Genomic DNA, 17495 nt, shown 5'->3' on the forward strand with positions numbered 1-17495 from the left:
TTTTACGACCGTCGTCGGCCGTCCCAGCGAACTACACGCGGACACGCGAGGAGCCCAACGCCATGAGTCAGCACGCTTTCGTCGGTCGCCCCACGCCCATCACCAACGCGACCCACACCCAGAAGCCCTCCGGGATGCCGATCCACAAGTACGGCCGGTACGAGCAGGTGGACATCCCGGACCGCACCTGGCCGGACGCCCGCGTCACCAAGGCTCCCCGCTGGCTCTCCACCGACCTGCGCGACGGCAACCAGTCGCTGATCGACCCGATGACCCCCGCCCGCAAGCGCGAGATGTTCGACCTGCTGGTGCGCATGGGCTACAAGGAGATCGAGGTCGGCTTCCCGTCCTCCGGCGAAACCGACTTCGCCTTCGTGCGCTCCATCATCGAAGAGGGCGCGATCCCGGACGACGTCACCATCTCCGTACTGACCCAGGCCCGCGAGGACCTGATCGAGCGGACCGTGGAGTCGCTGGTCGGCGCCAAGCGCGCCACCGTGCACCTGTACAACGCGACCGCCCCGACCTTCCGCCGGGTCGTCTTCCGCGGCTCCAAGGAGCAGATCAAGCAGATCGCCGTCGACGGCACCCGCCTGGTCATGGAGTACGCCGAGAAGCTGCTGGGCCCGGAGACCACCTTCGGCTACCAGTACAGCCCGGAGATCTTCACCGACACCGAGCTGGACTTCGCCCTGGAGGTCTGCGAGGCCGTCTGCGACGTCTGGCAGCCGGCCGAGGGCCGCGAGATCATCCTGAACCTGCCCGCCACCGTGGAGCGTTCGACGCCCTCCACCCACGCGGACCGCTTCGAGTGGATGGCCCGCAACCTGACCCGCCGCGAGCACATCTGCATCTCCGTGCACCCGCACAACGACCGCGGCACCGCCGTCGCCGCCGCCGAGCTGGCCCTGATGGCCGGCGCGGACCGCATCGAGGGCTGCCTGTTCGGGCAGGGCGAGCGCACCGGCAACGTCGACCTGATCACGCTGGGCATGAACCTGTTCTCCCAGGGCATCGACCCGCAGATCGACTTCTCCCAGATCGACGAGATCCGCCGCACCAGCGAGTACTGCAACCAGATGGAGGTCCACCCGCGCCACCCCTACGCGGGCGACCTGGTCTACACCGCCTTCTCCGGCTCCCACCAGGACGCCATCAAGAAGGGCTTCGACGCCATGGAGGCCGACGCGGCCGCCCGGGGCAAGACCGTCGACGACATCGAGTGGGCGGTCCCGTACCTGCCGATCGACCCGAAGGACGTCGGCCGCTCCTACGAGGCCGTCATCCGCGTCAACTCGCAGTCCGGCAAGGGCGGCATCGCGTACGTCCTGAAGAACGACCACAAGCTGGACCTGCCGCGCCGCATGCAGATCGAGTTCTCCCGGATCATCCAGGCCAAGACCGACGCCGAGGGCGGCGAGGTCACGCCGAAGGCGATCTGGGACGTCTTCTCGGACGAGTACCTGCCCAACCCCGAGAACCCGTGGGGCCGGATCCAGCTGCGCTCCGGCTCGACCGCGACCGACAAGGACGGCACGGACACGCTGACCGTCGAGGCGGTCGTGGACGGCGTGGAGACGGTCCTGAACGGCACCGGCAACGGTCCGATCTCGGCCTTCTTCGACGCGCTGGCCGGCATCGGGGTCGACGCCCGCCTGCTGGACTACACCGAGCACACCATGAGCGAGGGCGCCTCCGCCGTCGCCGCCTCGTACATCGAGTGCGCGATCGACGGCCGGGTGCTGTGGGGCATCGGCATCGACGCCAACACCACCCGCGCCTCCCTGAAGGCGGTCATCTCCGCCGTCAACCGCGCGGGCCGCTGACCCTCGTACGCGGACCCCGTCCCTCCCCGGCGGAGGGGCGGGGTTCCGTCGTTCCGGCCCGCCCGGCTCGTCCGTCAGCGCGACGACCCGCTCCGTTCGGATGGCGCCCGGTGCCACCGCGTTGACCCGGATGCCCTCGGGGCCGGCCTCCCGTACGCCGGAAGGGCAGGGGCACAGATCGGCCAAGTCCGCGTCCCGCGACATGTTGTCTTGTCACACGACTGACGCATCCTCATCGATGTGGCTAACATCACGCCAACCGGCGATGCTGCCGGATGGTGACGGAGGTGCGACGTGCTGCCAGTTCGGGGTGGGGACGGCCGGAAGCTGACGGTCTGGGGCATCCGCACCACCTGGAGCACCGTGGGCGACGGGGAGTTCTTCTGCCCCGCCTGCGGTGGGGACCGCAACTACCGCAGGCGGACCGGGCGCCGCCGCTTCACCGTCCTCGGCGTGCCGCTGCTGCCGCGCGGCAGCGCCGGACCGATCGTCGAGTGCCAGGGCTGCCGGGAGCGCTTCGACACCGAGGTCCTGGACCACCTCACCACCACCCGCTTCACCGCCATGCTGCGCGACGCCGTGCACACCGTGGCGCTGGCCGTGCTCACCGCGGGCGGGACCGGCTCGCGCGGTGCGCTGGAGGCCGCCGTGAGCGCCGTACGCGGCGCGGGCTTCCAGGAGTGCACCGAGGAGCAGCTGGAGTCCCTCGTGGAGGCGCTGTCCACCGACGAGGGGCGGCTCGGGCTGTACGACGTCCCGGAATGCTGCGGGGCCGCGCTGTCGATCGAACTGCACGAGGCGCTGGAGCCGCTGGCCCCGCACCTGGCCGCTCCCGGCCGCGAGTCGATCCTGCTCCAGGGCGCGCGCATCGCGCTCGCGGACGGCCCGTACCTGCCGGCCGAGCGCGAGGTGCTCTCCACCGTGGGGGCGGCGCTGCGCATCGACGCGGACGAGGTGGCCCGGCTCCTGTCGGCGGTCCGCGCGCCGTAAACGGCCCGAAACAGGCTCGTCAGACGTAACGATCCGGCCACGCGGGGCCGATTTCAAGATTCTTAGCGCGCCCGGTGAACCGCGGAGCCGATCGCTCCGTGCCCCGACCGTCCACCCCTTGGACCGCCGGAGCGGCCCCTTCTGGTGTACCTGCCCGCATCCGCGTGAGCGTCGTATGCGCAGGTCAACCGGTGTGCGCCGGGCAGGAGCGCAGGAGGAGCCGCGCCCTGCGGGCGGCACTGCGCTTACTCCTCCGCCCCGCTCTCCGCCACTGGAGAAACCGACAGATCTGGTCGTCGGTATCGTCAACAGTTTGTAGAAGTCGACGATATCTGTGAGGCCCTTCACAGGCGTTCAATTCCGGTCACGTGAACGCACTGACAACCCTGGCGGACCAACGGGTTAGCGACCCACTCCGGCCAGGGATAACCAGATCTCCTCTCACTCACCTCACCTCCTGAAGGGCAAGGCAGAGATGGCACGTGTCGCCGCCCGGCTTTCCGAAAACGGACAGCAGAGCACCCACCCGGTCGACGAGGTGCTCCCCCTCCCCAAGCTCGCGCTGTACGGCTTCCAGCACGTACTCGCGTTCTACGCCGGTGCGGTGATCGTCCCGATCATCGTCGGCAACGCGCTGAAGCTGAGCCCCGAGCAGCTGGTCTACCTGATCAACGCGGACCTCTTCACCTGCGGTATCGCCTCGATCATCCAGGCCTGGGGCATAGGCCGGATCGGTGCGCGCCTGCCACTGATCCAGGGCGTGACCTTCACCGCCGTCTCTCCGATGATCGCCATCGGCCTCGGCGCGGGCGGCGGGACCGCCGCCCTGCTGGTCATCTACGGCGCGGTCATCACCGCGGGCATCGCGACCTTCGCGTTCGCCTGGCTCCCGGCGAAGGCGTTCCGGACGGTCATGCGGCTCTTCCCGCCCGTGGTCACCGGCACCGTGATCACCGTACTGGGCATCGTCCTGATCCCGGTCGGCCTCAACGACGCGGCGGGCGGCCTCGGCAGCCCCGACTTCGGCGACCCGAAGAACTTCGCGTACGCCGGCGGCACGATGCTCTTCATCCTCGTCCTGATGAAGCTCGGCAAGCCGTTCCTCTCCAGCATCTCCATCCTCCTCGGCCTGGTCGGCGGCACCGCCGTCGCGTTCCTCCTCGGGGACGCGAAGTTCGGCAACGTCGGCAACTCCGACTGGATCGGCATCACCACGCCCTTCCACTTCGGCGTCCCGAAGTTCGAATGGTTCCCGATCGTCCTCATGCTGATCGTCATGCTGATCACCATGGTCGAGACGACCGGTGACACGTACGCGGTCGGCGACATCGTCGGCAAGGAGGTCGACAGCGAGACCGTGGCCCGCGCCCTGCGTGCCGACGGCGCCGCGACCGCCCTGGGTGGTGCCCTCAACTCCTTCCCGTACGTCGCCTTCGCCGAGAACGTCGGCCTGGTGCGGATGACCAAGGTCAAGAGCCGGTTCGTGGTCGTGGCCGCCGGTGTCTTCATGATCATCCTGGGTCTGCTGCCCAAGGCCGCCGCGATCGTCGCGGCCGTCCCGCACGGAGTCCTCGGCGGCGCCGCGACCGTCATGTTCGGCATGGTCGCCCTCGCCGGTATCCAGACCCTGGCCAAGGTGGACCTGAAGGAGGAGAAGAACGCGCTGATCGTGGGCGTCTCCCTCGCCTTCGCCCTGCTCCCCGCGACCGTCCCGGTGTTCTTCACCAAGTACATGGACGCGGACCTGTCCTCGCTCCTCAACAGTGGTGTCACCCTCGGTGCCACGGCCGCCATCGTCCTCAACCTGATCTTCAACGGTCTGGCCAAGGACGACGTACCGGCCGTCCCCGCGGTCGAGCTGCCCGCCCAGGCCGCAGCCGCGGCCGAGTCCGAGCCGGCACCCGAGGCGGCCGAAACGTCCGCAGGGGCCGAGGCGAAGACCGCCGGCGGCGCGGAGACGGTCGCCGAGGCCGCCGTCGGCGTCGCGGTCGCGGCGACGGACGGCGCCGGCAAGCCGGACGCGGACGGGGCGGCGACGCCCGTCTCCTGACCTCCCAAGGGGTGACGGCCCTCCGTCCGGACCTTCCCCCAGTCCGGCCGGAGGGCCATCGCTGTCCCCGGGGCGGGTGACAATGGGCCCATGAGTCTGTTCCGCGACGACGGCATCGTGCTGCGCACCCAGAAGCTGGGTGAGGCGGACCGCATCATCACGCTGCTGACCCGCGGCCACGGCCGGGTGCGGGCCGTCGCCCGCGGGGTCCGGCGTACGAAGTCCAAGTTCGGCGCCCGGCTGGAACCTTTCTCCCACGCCGACGTCCAGTTCTTCGCCCGCGGCAGCGAGCTGATCGGGCGCAGCCTGCCGCTCTGCACCCAGACCGAGATCATCGCCCCGTACGGCAACGGCATCGTCACCGACTACGCCCGCTACACCGCCGGCACCGCCATGCTCGAGACCGCCGAGCGCTTCACCGAGAACGAGGGCGAGCCCGCGGTACAGCAGTACCTGCTGCTCGTCGGCGCCCTGCGCACCCTCTCGCGCGGCGAACACGAACCCCACCTCATCCTCGACGCCTTCCTGCTGCGCTCCCTCGCCGTCAACGGCTACGCGCCCAGCTTCGAGGACTGCGCGAAGTGCGGGATCCACGGCCCCAACCGGCACTTCTCCGTCGCCGCGGGCGGAGTGATATGCGGGGACTGCCGGGTGCCCGGCAGCGTCGTACCCTCGTCGGAGGCCATCGCCCTGCTCAGCGCCCTGCTGACGGGCGACTGGAACCATGCCGACGCGTGCGAGGCGCGTCACGTGCGGGAGGGCAGCGGGCTGGTCTCCGCCTATCTGCACTGGCATCTGGAGCGCGGGCTACGCTCCCTGCGATACGTCGAGAAATAGGAGCTGGGCACATGGCACGACGCGGGATTCTGGGACGCTCTCGCCGCGAGTACAAGGTTCCCGAGCCGCACCCGTCCGGTGAGCGCCCGCCGAAGATCCCCGGTGAGCTGGTCCCGAACCACGTCGCGGTCGTCATGGACGGCAACGGCCGCTGGGCCAAGGAGCGCGGCCTGCCGCGCACCGAGGGGCACAAGGTCGGCGAGGGCGTCGTGCTCGACGTGCTCAAGGGCTGCCTGGAGATGGGCGTCAAGAACCTCTCGCTGTACGCCTTCTCGACGGAGAACTGGAAGCGCTCGCCCGACGAGGTCCGCTTCCTCATGAACTTCAACCGCGACGTCATCCGCCGCCGCCGCGACGAGATGAACGAGCTGGGCATCCGGATCCGCTGGGTCGGCCGCATGCCGAAGATGTGGAAGTCGGTCGTCCAGGAGCTCCAGGTGGCCCAGGAGCAGACCGTCGACAACGACGCGATGACCCTGTACTTCTGCGTGAACTACGGCGGCCGCGCGGAGATCGCGGACGCGGCGCAGGCCATCGCCCGCGATGTGGCGGCCGGCAAGCTGGACCCGTCGAAGGTCAACGAGAAGACCTTCGCGAAGTACATGTACTACCCGGACATGCCGGACGTGGACCTGTTCCTGCGGCCCAGCGGCGAGCAGCGCACCTCCAACTACCTGCTCTGGCAGAGCGCGTACGCCGAGATGGTCTTCCAGGACGTGCTGTGGCCGGACTTCGACCGCCGCAACCTCTGGGCGGCCTGCCTGGAGTACGCCCAGCGCGACCGCCGCTTCGGCGGCGCCGTCCCCAACCAGCCCGAGGCCCCCACGAGCTGACCCGGGCCGCGGGTCTAGGATCCGCTGTCATGGACATGGGTGGGGAACAGGTGGTGGGCGATGCCGTACGGCTCGTCTACCGGGTGACGCCGGACGACATGGCGGACGCGCTCCGGGCGCGGGACAGGAAGACACCGGCCGGCCGGCGCAGGCAGCGGGGGTACGTGTGGTGCGCCGCCGGCCTCCTGCTGCTGGCCGTGCTGACGGCCCTGGGCCGCGACGGCGTGCGGCCGCTCTCGGTCGGGCTGGTGGCGGGCGGCGCGACGCTGGGCGCGTTCGCGCTGTTCGGTCCCCGGATCCAGGCGCGGGCCTTCGGCGGGCTGCTGGAGAAGGCGGGGGAGGTGCGGACCGTCGTCGACGACAGCGGCGTGCTGGTGACCACCGCCGACACGCAGACGCGGATCGGCTGGACCGCCCAGCCCTCGTACGCGGAGACGGACACGGCGTTCGTCATGCTGACCGCCGACAAGCAGGCGGTCGGCATGACCTGCCTCCCCAAGCGGGGCGCCCAGGACCCGGCCGACATCGAGCGGCTTCGAGCGGTCCTGGACCGGAACCTGAAGCGGCTCTAAGCGGCGGCGGCCGCGCAGTCCGCGCAGGTGCCGAAGATCTCCACCGTGTGGGCCACGTTCACGTAGCCGTGCTCGGCCGCGATGGACTCGGCCCACTTCTCCACGGCCGGGCCCTCCACCTCCACCGCCTTGCCGCACTTGCGGCAGACCAGGTGGTGGTGGTGGTCACCGGTGGAGCAGCGCCGGTAGACGGACTCGCCGTCGCTGGTGCGCAGGACGTCGACCTCGCCGGCGTCCGCGAGCGACTGCAGGGTGCGGTACACCGTGGTCAGGCCCACGGAATCGCCACGGTGCTTGAGCATGTCGTGGAGTTCCTGGGCACTGCGGAACTCGTCCACCTCGTCCAGCGCCGCCGCCACTGCGGCCCGCTGCCGGGTGGATCGTCCTCGTACTGGCGCGGTATTCGTCTCGCCAGGCGCAGTCGCCACCGGTTCCTCCTCGTATCGGCCTGCGGCCCATTGTGCCAGGCGGCAGCTCCGGCTAGACCTTCACGTCGTCGCGCGTACAGACCTCTTCCGCGTCGGCGCGGGCGGCTTTCGCCCGGCGCCTGGCCAGCGGGGCCGAAAGGGCCGCCATCGCGACGAAGATGGCGATGGCGAGCAGCACGATCGTCGCGCCCGAGGGCGCGTCGAGGTAGTACGTGGCGGTCACGCCCGTCAGGGAGACCGCCACGCCGATCACCATGGCCAGCGACAGCGTCGCTGCGAACCCCCGGGTCACGCGCTGGGCGGCCGCGACGGGGATCACCATCATCGCGCTGACCAGCAGCAGGCCCACGATGCGCATGGCCACCGTGACGGTGACGGCGGCCGTGACGGCCATCAGGAGGTTCAGCGCGCGCACCGGCAGGCCGGTGACCCGGGCGAACTCCTCGTCCTGGCTGATGGCGAACAGCTGGCGGCGCAGGCCGATGGTGACGGCGAGGACGAACGCGGTGAGGACCACCGCGGCCGTGACGTCCTCCGGCGCGACGGTCGCGATCCCGCCGAAGAGGTAGCTGCTCAGGTTGGCGGTGGAGCCGCCGGCCATGTTGATGATCAGGACGCCGCCGGCCAGGCCGCCGTAGAAGAGCATGGCGAGCGCGATGTCGCCGCTGGTCTTGCCGCGGGAGCGGATGAGCTCCATGCCGACCGCGCCGATCACCGCGACCAGGGTGGCCATCCACACCGGGCTGGTGTTGAGCAGGAAGCCGAGGGCTACTCCGGTCATGGCCACGTGGCCGATGCCGTCGCCCATGACGGCCTGGCGGCGCTGGACCAGGTACGTACCGATCGCGGGCGCGGTCAGGCCGACGAGGACGGCCGCGATGAGGGCCCGCTGCATGAAGGCGTAGTTCAGGAGGTCCATCAGCTCAGCAGTCCCGTCCGCAGGGGCTCGGCGTCGTGTGCCGCGTGGGGGTGTACGTGGTCGTGGCCGGGCAGGGCGTGCTGGCCCAGGGCCTCCGGGGGCGGCCCGTCGTGGACGACGCAGCCGTCGCGCAGGACGACGGCGCGGTCGATCAGGGGCTCCAGCGGGCCCAGCTCGTGCAGGACGAGGAGGACGGTGGAGCCGAGGGCCTTCTGCTCGCGCAGGGCGTTCGCGAGGACCTCCTGGTTGGCGAGGTCCACGCCCGCCATCGGCTCGTCCATGATCACCAGCTCGGGCTCGATGGCGAGGGCCCGGGCTATGAGCACGCGCTGGTGCTGGCCGCCGGAGAGGGCGTTGACCGAGGCGTCGGCGTGCGCGTCCATGTCGACGAGGGCCAGGGCCCGCTCGACGGCGGCCTTGTCGGCCTTGCGCAGGAAGCCGAAGCGGGTGCGGGCCAGCCGGCCGGCGGAGACGACCTCGCGGACGGTGGCCGGGACGCCGCTGGCGGCCGTGGTGCGCTGCGGGACGTACCCGATGCGCGCCCAGTCGCGGAAGCGCTTGAAGTCCGTGCCGAAGAGCGACAGGGAGCCGTCGGTGAGCGGGACCTGGCCGACGACGGCGCGGACGGCCGTGGACTTGCCGGAGCCGTTGGCGCCGAGCAGGGCGACGACCTCACCGCGGCGGACGGTGAGGTCGACCCCGCGCAGCACGGGGCGCGAGCCGAGCGAGGCCGTGGCCCCGCGCAGGGATATGACGGGCTGGTCGTCCGCCTGTCGGGGCATGGACTGCATGGCTCGCGCCTCCGCAACTGCTGCTGTCATCTACTTGGCTCCGAGCGCCTTCTGGAGGTTCTTCAGGTTGGACCGCATGACCTCGAAGTAGTCAGCGCCCTGGGACTTGTCGGTGATTCCCTCGAGCGGGTCGAGGACGTCGGTCTTCAGACCGGTGTCCGAGGCGAGGGTCTTGGCCGTCTTGTCGCTGGCCAGCGTCTCGAAGAACACCGTGGAGACATTCTCCTTCTTCGCGATCTCCTGGATCTCCTTGACCCGGGCCGGGCTGGGCTCGGACTCGGGGTCGAGGCCGGAGATGCCCTCCTGGTCCAGGCCGTAGCGCTCGGCGAGGTAGCCGAAGGCGGAGTGCGTGGTGATGAAGGTCTTGGTGGCCGTGTTGGCCAGGCCGCCCTTGAACTCGGTGTCGAGCGCGGTCAGCTTGCCGACGAGCTCGTCGGTGTTCTTCTTGTAGTCCGCGGCGTGGTCGGGGTCGGCCTTCTCCAGGGCCGCGCCGACGCCCTTGGCGACCTCCGCGTACTTGGCGGGGTCGAGCCAGACGTGCGGGTCCGCGCCGGCCTCGCCCTCGTGGCCGTGGCCCGCTTCGGCCTCCTTGGCGTGCTCCTCCTCGGAGTGGCCCTCCTCGGAGTGGCCTTCCTCCGCGTGGCCCGCCTCGCCCTCGTGGCCGGAGGCGCCGTGCGATTCCAGCTTGGTGAGGGTGGCGGCGTCGACGACGTTCTTCACGCCGGACTGGGCGACGGCCTTGTCGACGGCGGGCTGGAGGCTCTTGAGGTAGAGGACCACATCGGCTTCGCCGAGCTGCGCGGTCTGCTTGGGGGTGATCTCCAGGTCGTGCGGCTCGACACCGGGCTTGGTCAGGGTGTCGACCTTCACGTGGTCCTTGCCGATCTGCTCGGCGAGGAACTGCATCGGGTAGAACGACGCGGTCACGCCGAGCTTGCCGTCCTTGCTGCCGGACGCGGCGGCGCCGGCTCCGGAGCAGGCGGTGAGAGCCGTGGCGCCGAGGGCGACGGCTCCGGTGAGGGCGGCGGCGGGTATGAGTCGTCGTACGTTCATGACATCCATTTTCATCAAAAATGGAAACGGTTGTCAAAAACCCAGGTGGGAGAGGTGCGGGCGGGCCCGGGGAGGGGGATCCGATTTGAAAGGGGGGGTGCGGGCGCCGGTAACCTAAAGGCTTCGCCGTTCGTCCTCGTAATGAAGAGAGCACCGTGGCCGCCGACAAGATCGAAACCATCGTCAGCCTGAGCAAGCGCCGTGGCTTCGTTTACCCGTGCAGTGAGATCTACGGCGGCTCCAGGGCTGCCTGGGACTACGGCCCGCTCGGTGTCGAGCTCAAGGAGAACATCAAGCGCCAGTGGTGGAAGGCGATGGTCACCGGGCGCGAGGACATCGTCGGAATCGACTCGTCCGTGATCCTGGCCCCCGAGGTCTGGGTGGCCTCCGGCCACGTCGCGACCTTCTCCGACCCGCTGACCGAGTGCACCTCGTGTCACAAGCGTCACCGCGCGGACCACCTGGAAGAGGCGTACGAGGCCAAGCACGGCCGCGTGCCCGCCAACGGTCTCGCCGACATCAACTGCCCCAACTGCGGCGTGAAGGGCCAGTTCACCGAGCCCAAGCAGTTCTCCGGCATGCTGGAGACCCACCTCGGCCCGACCCAGGACACCGGCTCCAAGGCGTTCCTGCGCCCCGAGACCGCCCAGGGCATCTTCACCAACTTCGCCCTCGTGCAGACCTCCTCGCGCAAGAAGCCCCCCTTCGGCATCGCGCAGATGGGCAAGTCCTTCCGCAACGAGATCACCCCCGGCAACTTCATCTTCCGCACGCGCGAGTTCGAGCAGATGGAGATGGAGTTCTTCGTCAAGCCGGGCGAGGACGAGCAGTGGCAGGAGTACTGGATGCAGGAGCGGTGGAACTGGTACCGCGACCTCGGCATCCGCGAGGAGAACATCCGCTGGTACGACCACCCGAAGGAGAAGCTGTCCCACTACTCGAAGCGCACCGCCGACATCGAGTACCGCTTCAACTTCGGCGGCAGCGAGTTCTCCGAGCTCGAAGGCATCGCCAACCGCACCGACTTCGACCTCAAGGCCCACTCCGCCGCCTCCGGCCAGGACCTCACCTACTTCGACCAGGAGGCCGGTGAGCGCTACACCCCGTACGTCATCGAGCCGGCGGCCGGTGTCAACCGCGCCATGCTCGCCTTCATGCTCGACGCGTACATCGAGGACGAGGCCCCGAACGCCAAGGGCGTCATGGAGAAGCGCACCGTGATGCGCCTCGACCCGCGCCTCGCCCCGATCAAGGTCGCCGTGCTCCCGCTGTCCCGCAACGCGCAGCTGTCGCCGAAGGCCAAGGGCCTCGCCGCCGACCTGCGCAAGAACTGGAACATCGAGTTCGACGACGCGGGCGCCATCGGCCGCCGCTACCGCCGCCAGGACGAGATCGGCACGCCGTTCTGCGTCACCGTCGACTTCGACACCCTGGACGACAACGCGGTGACCGTGCGCGAGCGCGACACCATGAAGCAGGAGCGCGTCTCCCTGGACCAGATCCAGAGCTACCTCGGCAGCCGCCTGCTCGGCTGCTAGGTCCGCCTCGGACGTGAAGGACCGTTGGCCCGGTGCGCGAAGTGCGCACCGGGCCACCGGTCTTTCCGCCGGCCTCAGGCCGCCGGCGAGCCTCCGCCCTCGGCCTGCGACCGCTTTCCGTAGCGGGTGGTCCCTCCGGACGGAGGGAACGCTCAGGCGCGCAGGCCCCGGATGATCAGCGTGGTGACCGCCTCGAACTCGGTGAAGATCGTGGGCGAGAGCCAGTCGGCCGCGTACTGCGGATCGTGGAAGCGGCCGGTGGCGTCGAAGACCGCACGGGCGGCGGCCGGCACATCGTCGGCGGCGAGCGTGCCCGCCGCGACTCCCTCGGCGATGATCCGGGCCAACTGGTCGATCAGCTCGGTCAGATGCCGGTCCACGACACCGCTGTTCTCGGCCAGCAGCACGATGTACGTGGCGAACAGCTCAGGGTCGTCGCCGGCCTTGTGGCGCTTGGACTCGAAGAGTGCCTCCAGCCACGCCTCCAGCTTGGAGGGCGCGCTCCCGGCCGGCGCCGAGGCGATCTCCTCGAGGGCGACGACGCTCTTGGCGAGCCAGCGGTCCGTGACGGCCTCGCGCAGCGCCGCCTTCGACGGGAAGTGCCGGTAGACGCTGCCGTGGCTGACGCCCAGCGCACGGGCCACGTCCACCACCGTCGCCTTGGTGGGCCCGAAGCGGCGCAGCACGTCCTCGGTGGTTTCGAGGATGCGCTCGGGTGTCAGGGGCTCGGCAGCAGCGGGGGGCATGGGTACGACCGTACCGCCAGCTCAGTGTTCGCTGTCGAGGTGGGCCATCTGGGCCGCCGGATACCGCTCGCCCGCCGCGGCGCCGGCGGGCACGGCCTCCTCGATGGCGGCCAGATCGGCGGTGCTCAGCGTGATGTCGATGGCACCCAGTGCCTCGGCCAGCCGGTCCCGGCGCCGCGCGCCGACCAGCGGCACGATGTCCTCGCCGCGCGACAGCACCCAGGCGATGGCGGTCTGCGCCACGCTCACACCCTTGCCCTCCGCCACCTTGCGCAGGGCCTCGACCAGATCGAGGTTGCGGTCGAGGTTGCCCTCCTGGAAGCGGGGGCTCATCCCGCGGAAGTCGCCCGGGGCCAGTGCGCGGTCGCGGGTGAAGTGGCCGCTGATCAGGCCGCGGGACAGGACCCCGTACGCCGTGACACCTATCCCGAGCTCCCGGGCAGCCGGAAGGATCTCGTCCTCGATGCCGCGGGAGATGAGCGAGTACTCGATCTGCAGATCGGCGATGGGGGCGACGGCCGCGGCCCGGCGCAGGGTGTCCGCGCCGACTTCGGAGAGGCCGATGTGGCGCACGTGCCCGGCCTCGACCGCCTCGGCGATGGCTCCGACGGTCTCCTCGATCGGGACGTCCGGGTCCACACGCGCGATGCGGTAGATGTCGATGTGGTCCCGGCCGAGCCGCTGGAGCGAGTAGGCCAGGAAGTTCCTGACGGCCTCGGGCCGCCCGTCGTAGCCGGTGAAGCCGCCCTCGACCGTGCGCAGGGCGCCGAACTTGACGCTGGTCAGCGCCCGCTCGCGAGCCGCGGCGGGCGCGGTGCGCAGGGCCTCGTTGATCAGCAGTTCGTTGTGCCCCATGCCGTAGAAGTCGCCGGTGTCGAGCAGCGTGACGCCTGCGTCCAGGGCGGCGTGCAGGGTGGCGATGGACTCGGCGCGGTCGGCCTCCCCGTAGAGGGCGGACATCCCCATGCAGCCGAGCCCGAGCGGAAAGACGGACGGTCCGGTGGTGCCGAGCCGGCGGCGGGCGGGGTTCTCGTGGGTGCTCTCGTTCTTCGTCATGAAACGAGAATGACATGACGAGTGACAGATTTCAATATCTGTCACTCGTCAGTGGGTGAGGGCTACGACAGCACCCGCAGGACCAGGGCGGCGGCCCCGATCACGGCGAGCGCGGCGGCCGGCGCGAGCTCGTAGTCCTTGACCCGCAGGTGGCTGATGACCGCGCCGATGAAGTAGAGGGTCACGCCGGTGGCGGCCGCGATGCCGAGCGGCGTGAACCACAGGCCCGCGACCAGGCCGATCGCGCCCGCGGCCTTGAGGGTGGCCAGTCGTGGCAGCCACGAGTCCGGGACCTGGACCTTCCGCATGCCGGCGACGATCTGGTCGTTGCGCTGGAGCGTGAAGGTGGCGGACGCGGTCAGGACCAGGGCCAGCAGGCCGCCGACGACGGCATAGGCGATGAACATGGATTACTCCAACAGTCGGGGATGCTCAATCATTGAATAGCATCAACGATATGCCCCACGCAATCATTTCCGGATTGCTACGATGTGGACCATGACGGCAGATCAGGACGGATCGCACCCTCCGCAGCGGCTGGGCCTGCTGCTGGCCTGGCACGGGTCGGTCACCCAGACCCGGATGAAGAAGGCGCTCAGCACGGCCGGACTCACCCCGCGCCACGCGATGACGCTGATGCACCTGGAGGACGGCCCCATCAGCCAGCGGGCGCTCGCCGAGCGCCTGGAGGTGGACCCGAGCGTGCTCGTCGGGATCCTGAACGACCTGGAAGGCGACGGCCTGGCCGAACGCCGCCGGGACCCGGCCGACCGGCGCCGCCACAACGTGGCCATCACGACCGCCGGATCCACCGCCCTGGGCAAGACGAACGCGGCGCTCGACGAGGTCGAGCAGGGCCTCTTCGCGGACCTCTCGGCTGCCGATCAGGAGACCCTGCGCGCCCTGCTGGCACGCATCGACACCCACGGGACGGACGTCACCTGCGACGAGTAGCGGCGAGCAGCCCGCCGCCCGGGTCGCTCAGCGGCCGGGCTCCGGCTCCCGCGGCCCCGCGGGAGCGGCGGAGGCCGCCGGGTCCAGGGTGCGGGCCGTGCGGTCCGCCGTCGCGCGGGCCCACTGGCCGTTCGTCGCCGCGCCCACCAACAGCACCAGCAGCCCGCAGGCCGTGATGATCCACCAGGCCGGGGCGGCCGCCCCGGAGAAGTCGGAACCACGCGCCAGACCTGCAGCCAGGACCGCGCCCACGACGGCGACACCGAGGGTGCTCCCGGTCTGCCGGCTGGTGGAGGCGATGGCCGCGGCGACCCCCGCCTGGGAGCGCGGCATCCCGGAGACCGCCGTATTGGTGATCGGCGCGTTCACCATGCCGAAGCCGAGCCCGAACAGCACGTACCCGGTGAACATCAGCGCGGTGGACGTCTCGCCGCGGAAGGCGGCGAAGACCAGTCCGCTCGCCGCCATCGCGACGCCGGCGATCAGCAGCGGCAGCCGCGGCCCCCGGCTGCCCACCAGCCGGCCCGACAGCGGCGCGACGAGCATGGTCAGCGCGGCCATCGGCAGCATGTAGAGCCCGGCGTGCAGCGCGTCCAGCCCCCGCACGTCCTGCAGGTACAGGGTGTTCAGGAAGAGGAACCCGGCCATCCCGGCGAAGGCGCTCACGGCGATCACCGTGGCCCCGCTGAAGGGCGCGCTCCGGAAGAACCGGAAATCGATCAGGGGCTCCTCGCGCCGGGGCTCGTAACGCAGCAGCCCCATCAGCGAGGCGACGGCCACCAGGGCGCAGCCCAAGATCAGCGGGGAGCGCCAGCCCGCGGCCGGCGCCTCGATGATCCCGTACGTCAGACTGCCCAGCAGGGCCATGACCAGGAGCTGCCCGACCGGGTCCACGCGGCGCGGCCGGGCGGCACGGGACTCGGGGACGTGGCGCAGGGTCAGGGCGAGGGCGACCAGGCCGACCGGCAGGTTCACCCAGAAGATGGAGCGCCAGCCCACCGAGTCCACCAGCAGGCCGCCGATCAGCGGGCCCGCGGCCATGGAGATGCCCGCGACCGCGCCCCACACCCCGATGGCCCGCGCGCGCTCGGCGGGATCGGTGAAGGTGTTGGTGATGATCGACATGGCCACCGGGTTGAGCATCGCCCCGCCGACCGCCTGCACCATCCGGTAGGCGATGAGCCAGTCGAGGGTGGGGGCGAGCGAGCACAGCAGCGAGCCGACGGTGAAGAGCACCAGGCCTGCGACGAACACCTTGCGGCGGCCGATCCGGTCCGCCGTGGAGCCCGCCAGCATCAGCAGCGAGGCCAGGACGAGCGTGTAGGCGTCGATCGTCCACTGCATCCCCGCGACCGACGCGTCCAGATCCTTGCGCATCGACGGCAGCGCGACGTTGAGGACGGTGTTGTCGAGGCTCACGATCAGGAGGCTCGTGCAACAGATCGCCAGGACGAGCGTGCGCTGCCGGCGGCTCGGCTGACTCGGCTCGATCATGCGCCCGATGGTACGTCGGCCCCACCGCCCCGGCATGCGGGACAATAGGCGGATGACCACGCTCCCTCAGCCTCTCGCGATCGGCCCGTACACCGTGCAGCCGCCGGTGGTGCTCGCGCCGATGGCCGGCATCACCAATGCCCCGTTCCGTACCCTCTGCCGGGAGTTCTCGGGCGGCAAGGGGCTGTTCGTGAGCGAGATGATCACGACCCGCGCCCTGGTCGAGCGCAACGAGAAGACCATGCAGCTGATCCACTTCGACGAGACCGAGAAGCCCCGCTCGATCCAGCTGTACGGAGTCGACCCGGTGACCGTCGGCAAGGCGGTCCGCATGATCGTCGAGGAGGACCGCGCCGACCACATCGACCTCAACTTCGGCTGCCCGGTCCCCAAGGTGACCCGCAAGGGCGGCGGCTCCGCGCTCCCGTACAAGCGGAACCTGCTGCGCGCCATCCTGCGCGAGGCCGTGGGCGGCGCCGGCGACCTCCCGGTGACGATGAAGATGCGCAAGGGCATCGACGACGACCACCTCACCTACCTCGACGCCGGCCGGATCGCCGTCGAGGAGGGGGTCACGGCCATAGCCCTGCACGGGCGCACCACCGCCCAGCACTACGGCGGGACCGCCGACTGGGAGGCCATCGCGCGGCTCAAGGAGCACGTGCCGGAGATCCCGGTCCTCGGCAACGGCGACATCTGGTGCGCCGAGGACGCGCTGCGGATGGTCCGCGAGACAGGCTGCGACGGCGTGGTCGTCGGCCGGGGCTGCCTGGGGCGGCCGTGGCTGTTCAACGACCTGGTGGCGGCCTTCGAGGGCCGCCCCGAGGACTTCCACAAGCCGACGCTGCGCGAGGTCGCGGGGACCATGCACCGGCACGCGCAGCTGCTGGGGGAGTGGATCGGCGACGAGACGCGCGGGGTGATCGACTTCCGTAAGCACGTGGCCTGGTACCTCAAGGGCTTCTCGGTGGGTTCCGAGATGCGCAAGAAGCTGGCGGTCACCTCGTCCCTGGCGGAACTGGATGCTCATCTGAGCGAGCTGGACCTGGACCAGGCGTGGCCGGAGAGCGCGGACGGCCCGCGGGGCCGGACGTCCGGAAACAACCGGGTTGTCCTGCCGGAGGGCTGGCTGAAGGACCCGTACGACTGCGCGGGCGTCAGTGAGGAAGCGGAACTGGACACCTCCGGAGGCTGACATATCGCCCTCCGTGGTGCGTGATATACGCCACGCATGGGAAGGGTTTCGCTCAGATGAGCACTGAAGTCACGGATAAGACTTTCAAAGGGTGGCACTGGGTGCCACCCTTTGTGCGTTCAAGAGTTGAATGCAAATGGATCGATGATCGCTCATCGGAGCGGCCTCAGGCCTCAAGAGCCCCTCCTGTCTTCGGGAGGTGAAGGCTCTTCG

Annotated in this window: 17 protein-coding genes; 9 read left to right on the forward strand and 8 right to left on the reverse strand. The window is 70.1% G+C overall.

Features of this window, described 5'->3' with window-relative positions; genetic code table 11:
• The first annotated feature begins 62 nt into the window (after positions 1 to 62).
• The 6 genes from leuA (at position 63) to ACIPUC_RS06780 (ending at position 7108) form a co-directional block, all read left to right on the forward strand.
• Positions 63 to 1826 carry a 2-isopropylmalate synthase gene (gene leuA, locus ACIPUC_RS06755; protein WP_446587116.1) on the forward strand — a complete coding sequence of 588 codons (1764 nt, stop codon included), beginning with the start codon at positions 63 to 65 and terminating at the stop codon, positions 1824 to 1826.
• Positions 1827 to 2120: 294 nt separating this feature from the next.
• Entirely contained in the window at positions 2121 to 2816 is a 696-nt protein-coding gene (locus ACIPUC_RS06760) for a TerB family tellurite resistance protein (RefSeq protein WP_446587117.1), read from the forward strand.
• Positions 2817 to 3291: 475 nt separating this feature from the next.
• Positions 3292 to 4866 (forward strand): nucleobase:cation symporter-2 family protein, encoded by a 1575-nt coding sequence (locus tag ACIPUC_RS06765; protein WP_446587118.1) that lies wholly within the window; start codon positions 3292 to 3294, stop codon positions 4864 to 4866.
• 90 nt (positions 4867 to 4956) lie between these two features.
• Positions 4957 to 5703 (forward strand): DNA repair protein RecO, encoded by a 747-nt coding sequence (gene recO / locus ACIPUC_RS06770; protein ID WP_215141943.1) that lies wholly within the window; start codon positions 4957 to 4959, stop codon positions 5701 to 5703.
• Positions 5704 to 5714: 11 nt separating this feature from the next.
• Positions 5715 to 6536 carry an isoprenyl transferase gene (locus ACIPUC_RS06775; protein WP_446587119.1) on the forward strand — a complete coding sequence of 274 codons (822 nt, stop codon included), beginning with the start codon at positions 5715 to 5717 and terminating at the stop codon, positions 6534 to 6536.
• 29 nt (positions 6537 to 6565) lie between these two features.
• Positions 6566 to 7108 carry a YcxB family protein gene (locus ACIPUC_RS06780; protein ID WP_446587120.1) on the forward strand — a complete coding sequence of 181 codons (543 nt, stop codon included), beginning with the start codon at positions 6566 to 6568 and terminating at the stop codon, positions 7106 to 7108.
• Here the strand turns inward: ACIPUC_RS06780 and ACIPUC_RS06785 are convergent.
• From ACIPUC_RS06785 to ACIPUC_RS06800, 4 genes are read right to left on the reverse strand one after another with little or no spacing between them, the layout of a single operon-like run.
• Positions 7105 to 7536, reverse strand: a complete 432-nt coding sequence (locus ACIPUC_RS06785; protein WP_446587121.1) for a Fur family transcriptional regulator — start codon at positions 7534 to 7536, stop codon at positions 7105 to 7107. The genes ACIPUC_RS06780 and ACIPUC_RS06785 overlap by 4 nt on opposite strands.
• A gap of 52 nt (positions 7537 to 7588) precedes the next feature.
• On the reverse strand, positions 7589 to 8455 hold the full coding sequence (locus ACIPUC_RS06790) for a metal ABC transporter permease (RefSeq protein WP_446587122.1): 867 nt from the start codon (positions 8453 to 8455) through the stop codon (positions 7589 to 7591).
• Entirely contained in the window at positions 8455 to 9246 is a 792-nt protein-coding gene (locus ACIPUC_RS06795) for a metal ABC transporter ATP-binding protein (protein ID WP_446587642.1), read from the reverse strand. Before ACIPUC_RS06795 ends, ACIPUC_RS06790 begins: the two co-directional genes overlap by 1 nt.
• A gap of 30 nt (positions 9247 to 9276) precedes the next feature.
• Positions 9277 to 10299, reverse strand: coding sequence for a metal ABC transporter substrate-binding protein (locus ACIPUC_RS06800; RefSeq protein WP_446587123.1), 1023 nt, complete (start codon positions 10297 to 10299; stop codon positions 9277 to 9279).
• 155 nt (positions 10300 to 10454) lie between these two features.
• Between ACIPUC_RS06800 and ACIPUC_RS06805 the strand changes: the two genes are divergently transcribed.
• A complete protein-coding gene (locus ACIPUC_RS06805) occupies positions 10455 to 11837 on the forward strand; it encodes a glycine--tRNA ligase (protein WP_446587124.1) in 1383 nt (460 codons plus the stop codon).
• 152 nt (positions 11838 to 11989) lie between these two features.
• Here the strand turns inward: ACIPUC_RS06805 and ACIPUC_RS06810 are convergent, their stop codons facing one another.
• From ACIPUC_RS06810 to ACIPUC_RS06820, 3 genes are all read right to left on the reverse strand, one after another.
• On the reverse strand, positions 11990 to 12583 hold the full coding sequence (locus ACIPUC_RS06810) for a TetR family transcriptional regulator (protein ID WP_446587125.1): 594 nt from the start codon (positions 12581 to 12583) through the stop codon (positions 11990 to 11992).
• Positions 12584 to 12604: 21 nt separating this feature from the next.
• Complete coding sequence (locus ACIPUC_RS06815) at positions 12605 to 13639, reverse strand: aldo/keto reductase (RefSeq protein ID WP_446587126.1); 1035 nt, start codon at positions 13637 to 13639, stop codon at positions 12605 to 12607.
• A gap of 62 nt (positions 13640 to 13701) precedes the next feature.
• Positions 13702 to 14046 (reverse strand): DoxX family protein, encoded by a 345-nt coding sequence (locus ACIPUC_RS06820; RefSeq protein ID WP_446587127.1) that lies wholly within the window; start codon positions 14044 to 14046, stop codon positions 13702 to 13704.
• 91 nt (positions 14047 to 14137) lie between these two features.
• Here ACIPUC_RS06820 and ACIPUC_RS06825 point away from each other — a divergent pair, with 91 nt between their 5' ends.
• Complete coding sequence (locus ACIPUC_RS06825) at positions 14138 to 14593, forward strand: MarR family winged helix-turn-helix transcriptional regulator (protein ID WP_446587128.1); 456 nt, start codon at positions 14138 to 14140, stop codon at positions 14591 to 14593.
• A gap of 27 nt (positions 14594 to 14620) precedes the next feature.
• On the opposite strand, the gene ACIPUC_RS06830 is transcribed toward ACIPUC_RS06825, so the two are convergent.
• Positions 14621 to 16087, reverse strand: a complete 1467-nt coding sequence (locus ACIPUC_RS06830) for an MFS transporter (RefSeq protein ID WP_446587129.1) — start codon at positions 16085 to 16087, stop codon at positions 14621 to 14623.
• 34 nt (positions 16088 to 16121) lie between these two features.
• Between ACIPUC_RS06830 and dusB the strand changes: the two genes are divergently transcribed.
• Complete coding sequence (dusB, locus tag ACIPUC_RS06835) at positions 16122 to 17282, forward strand: tRNA dihydrouridine synthase DusB (RefSeq protein WP_446587130.1); 1161 nt, start codon at positions 16122 to 16124, stop codon at positions 17280 to 17282.
• The last annotated feature ends 213 nt before the right edge of the window (positions 17283 to 17495 follow it).

It is taken from the genome of Streptomyces sp. LARHCF249 (genome assembly GCF_052871255.1).

Coding starts and splice junctions, on each gene's coding strand:
- ACIPUC_RS06810 (WP_446587125.1), bottom strand. CDS start 12,583: ATGCCCCCCGCTGCTGCCGAGCCCCTGACACCCGAGCGCATCCTCGAA.
- ACIPUC_RS06780 (WP_446587120.1), top strand. CDS start 6,566: ATGGACATGGGTGGGGAACAGGTGGTGGGCGATGCCGTACGGCTCGTC.
- dusB (WP_446587130.1), top strand. CDS start 16,122: ATGCGGGACAATAGGCGGATGACCACGCTCCCTCAGCCTCTCGCGATC.
- ACIPUC_RS06830 (WP_446587129.1), bottom strand. CDS start 16,087: ATGATCGAGCCGAGTCAGCCGAGCCGCCGGCAGCGCACGCTCGTCCTG.
- ACIPUC_RS06820 (WP_446587127.1), bottom strand. CDS start 14,046: ATGTTCATCGCCTATGCCGTCGTCGGCGGCCTGCTGGCCCTGGTCCTG.
- ACIPUC_RS06815 (WP_446587126.1), bottom strand. CDS start 13,639: ATGACGAAGAACGAGAGCACCCACGAGAACCCCGCCCGCCGCCGGCTC.
- leuA (WP_446587116.1), top strand. CDS start 63: ATGAGTCAGCACGCTTTCGTCGGTCGCCCCACGCCCATCACCAACGCG.
- ACIPUC_RS06765 (WP_446587118.1), top strand. CDS start 3,292: ATGGCACGTGTCGCCGCCCGGCTTTCCGAAAACGGACAGCAGAGCACC.
- ACIPUC_RS06800 (WP_446587123.1), bottom strand. CDS start 10,299: ATGAACGTACGACGACTCATACCCGCCGCCGCCCTCACCGGAGCCGTC.
- ACIPUC_RS06825 (WP_446587128.1), top strand. CDS start 14,138: ATGACGGCAGATCAGGACGGATCGCACCCTCCGCAGCGGCTGGGCCTG.
- ACIPUC_RS06790 (WP_446587122.1), bottom strand. CDS start 8,455: ATGGACCTCCTGAACTACGCCTTCATGCAGCGGGCCCTCATCGCGGCC.
- ACIPUC_RS06775 (WP_446587119.1), top strand. CDS start 5,715: ATGGCACGACGCGGGATTCTGGGACGCTCTCGCCGCGAGTACAAGGTT.
- ACIPUC_RS06795 (WP_446587642.1), bottom strand. CDS start 9,246: ATGCAGTCCATGCCCCGACAGGCGGACGACCAGCCCGTCATATCCCTG.
- recO (WP_215141943.1), top strand. CDS start 4,957: ATGAGTCTGTTCCGCGACGACGGCATCGTGCTGCGCACCCAGAAGCTG.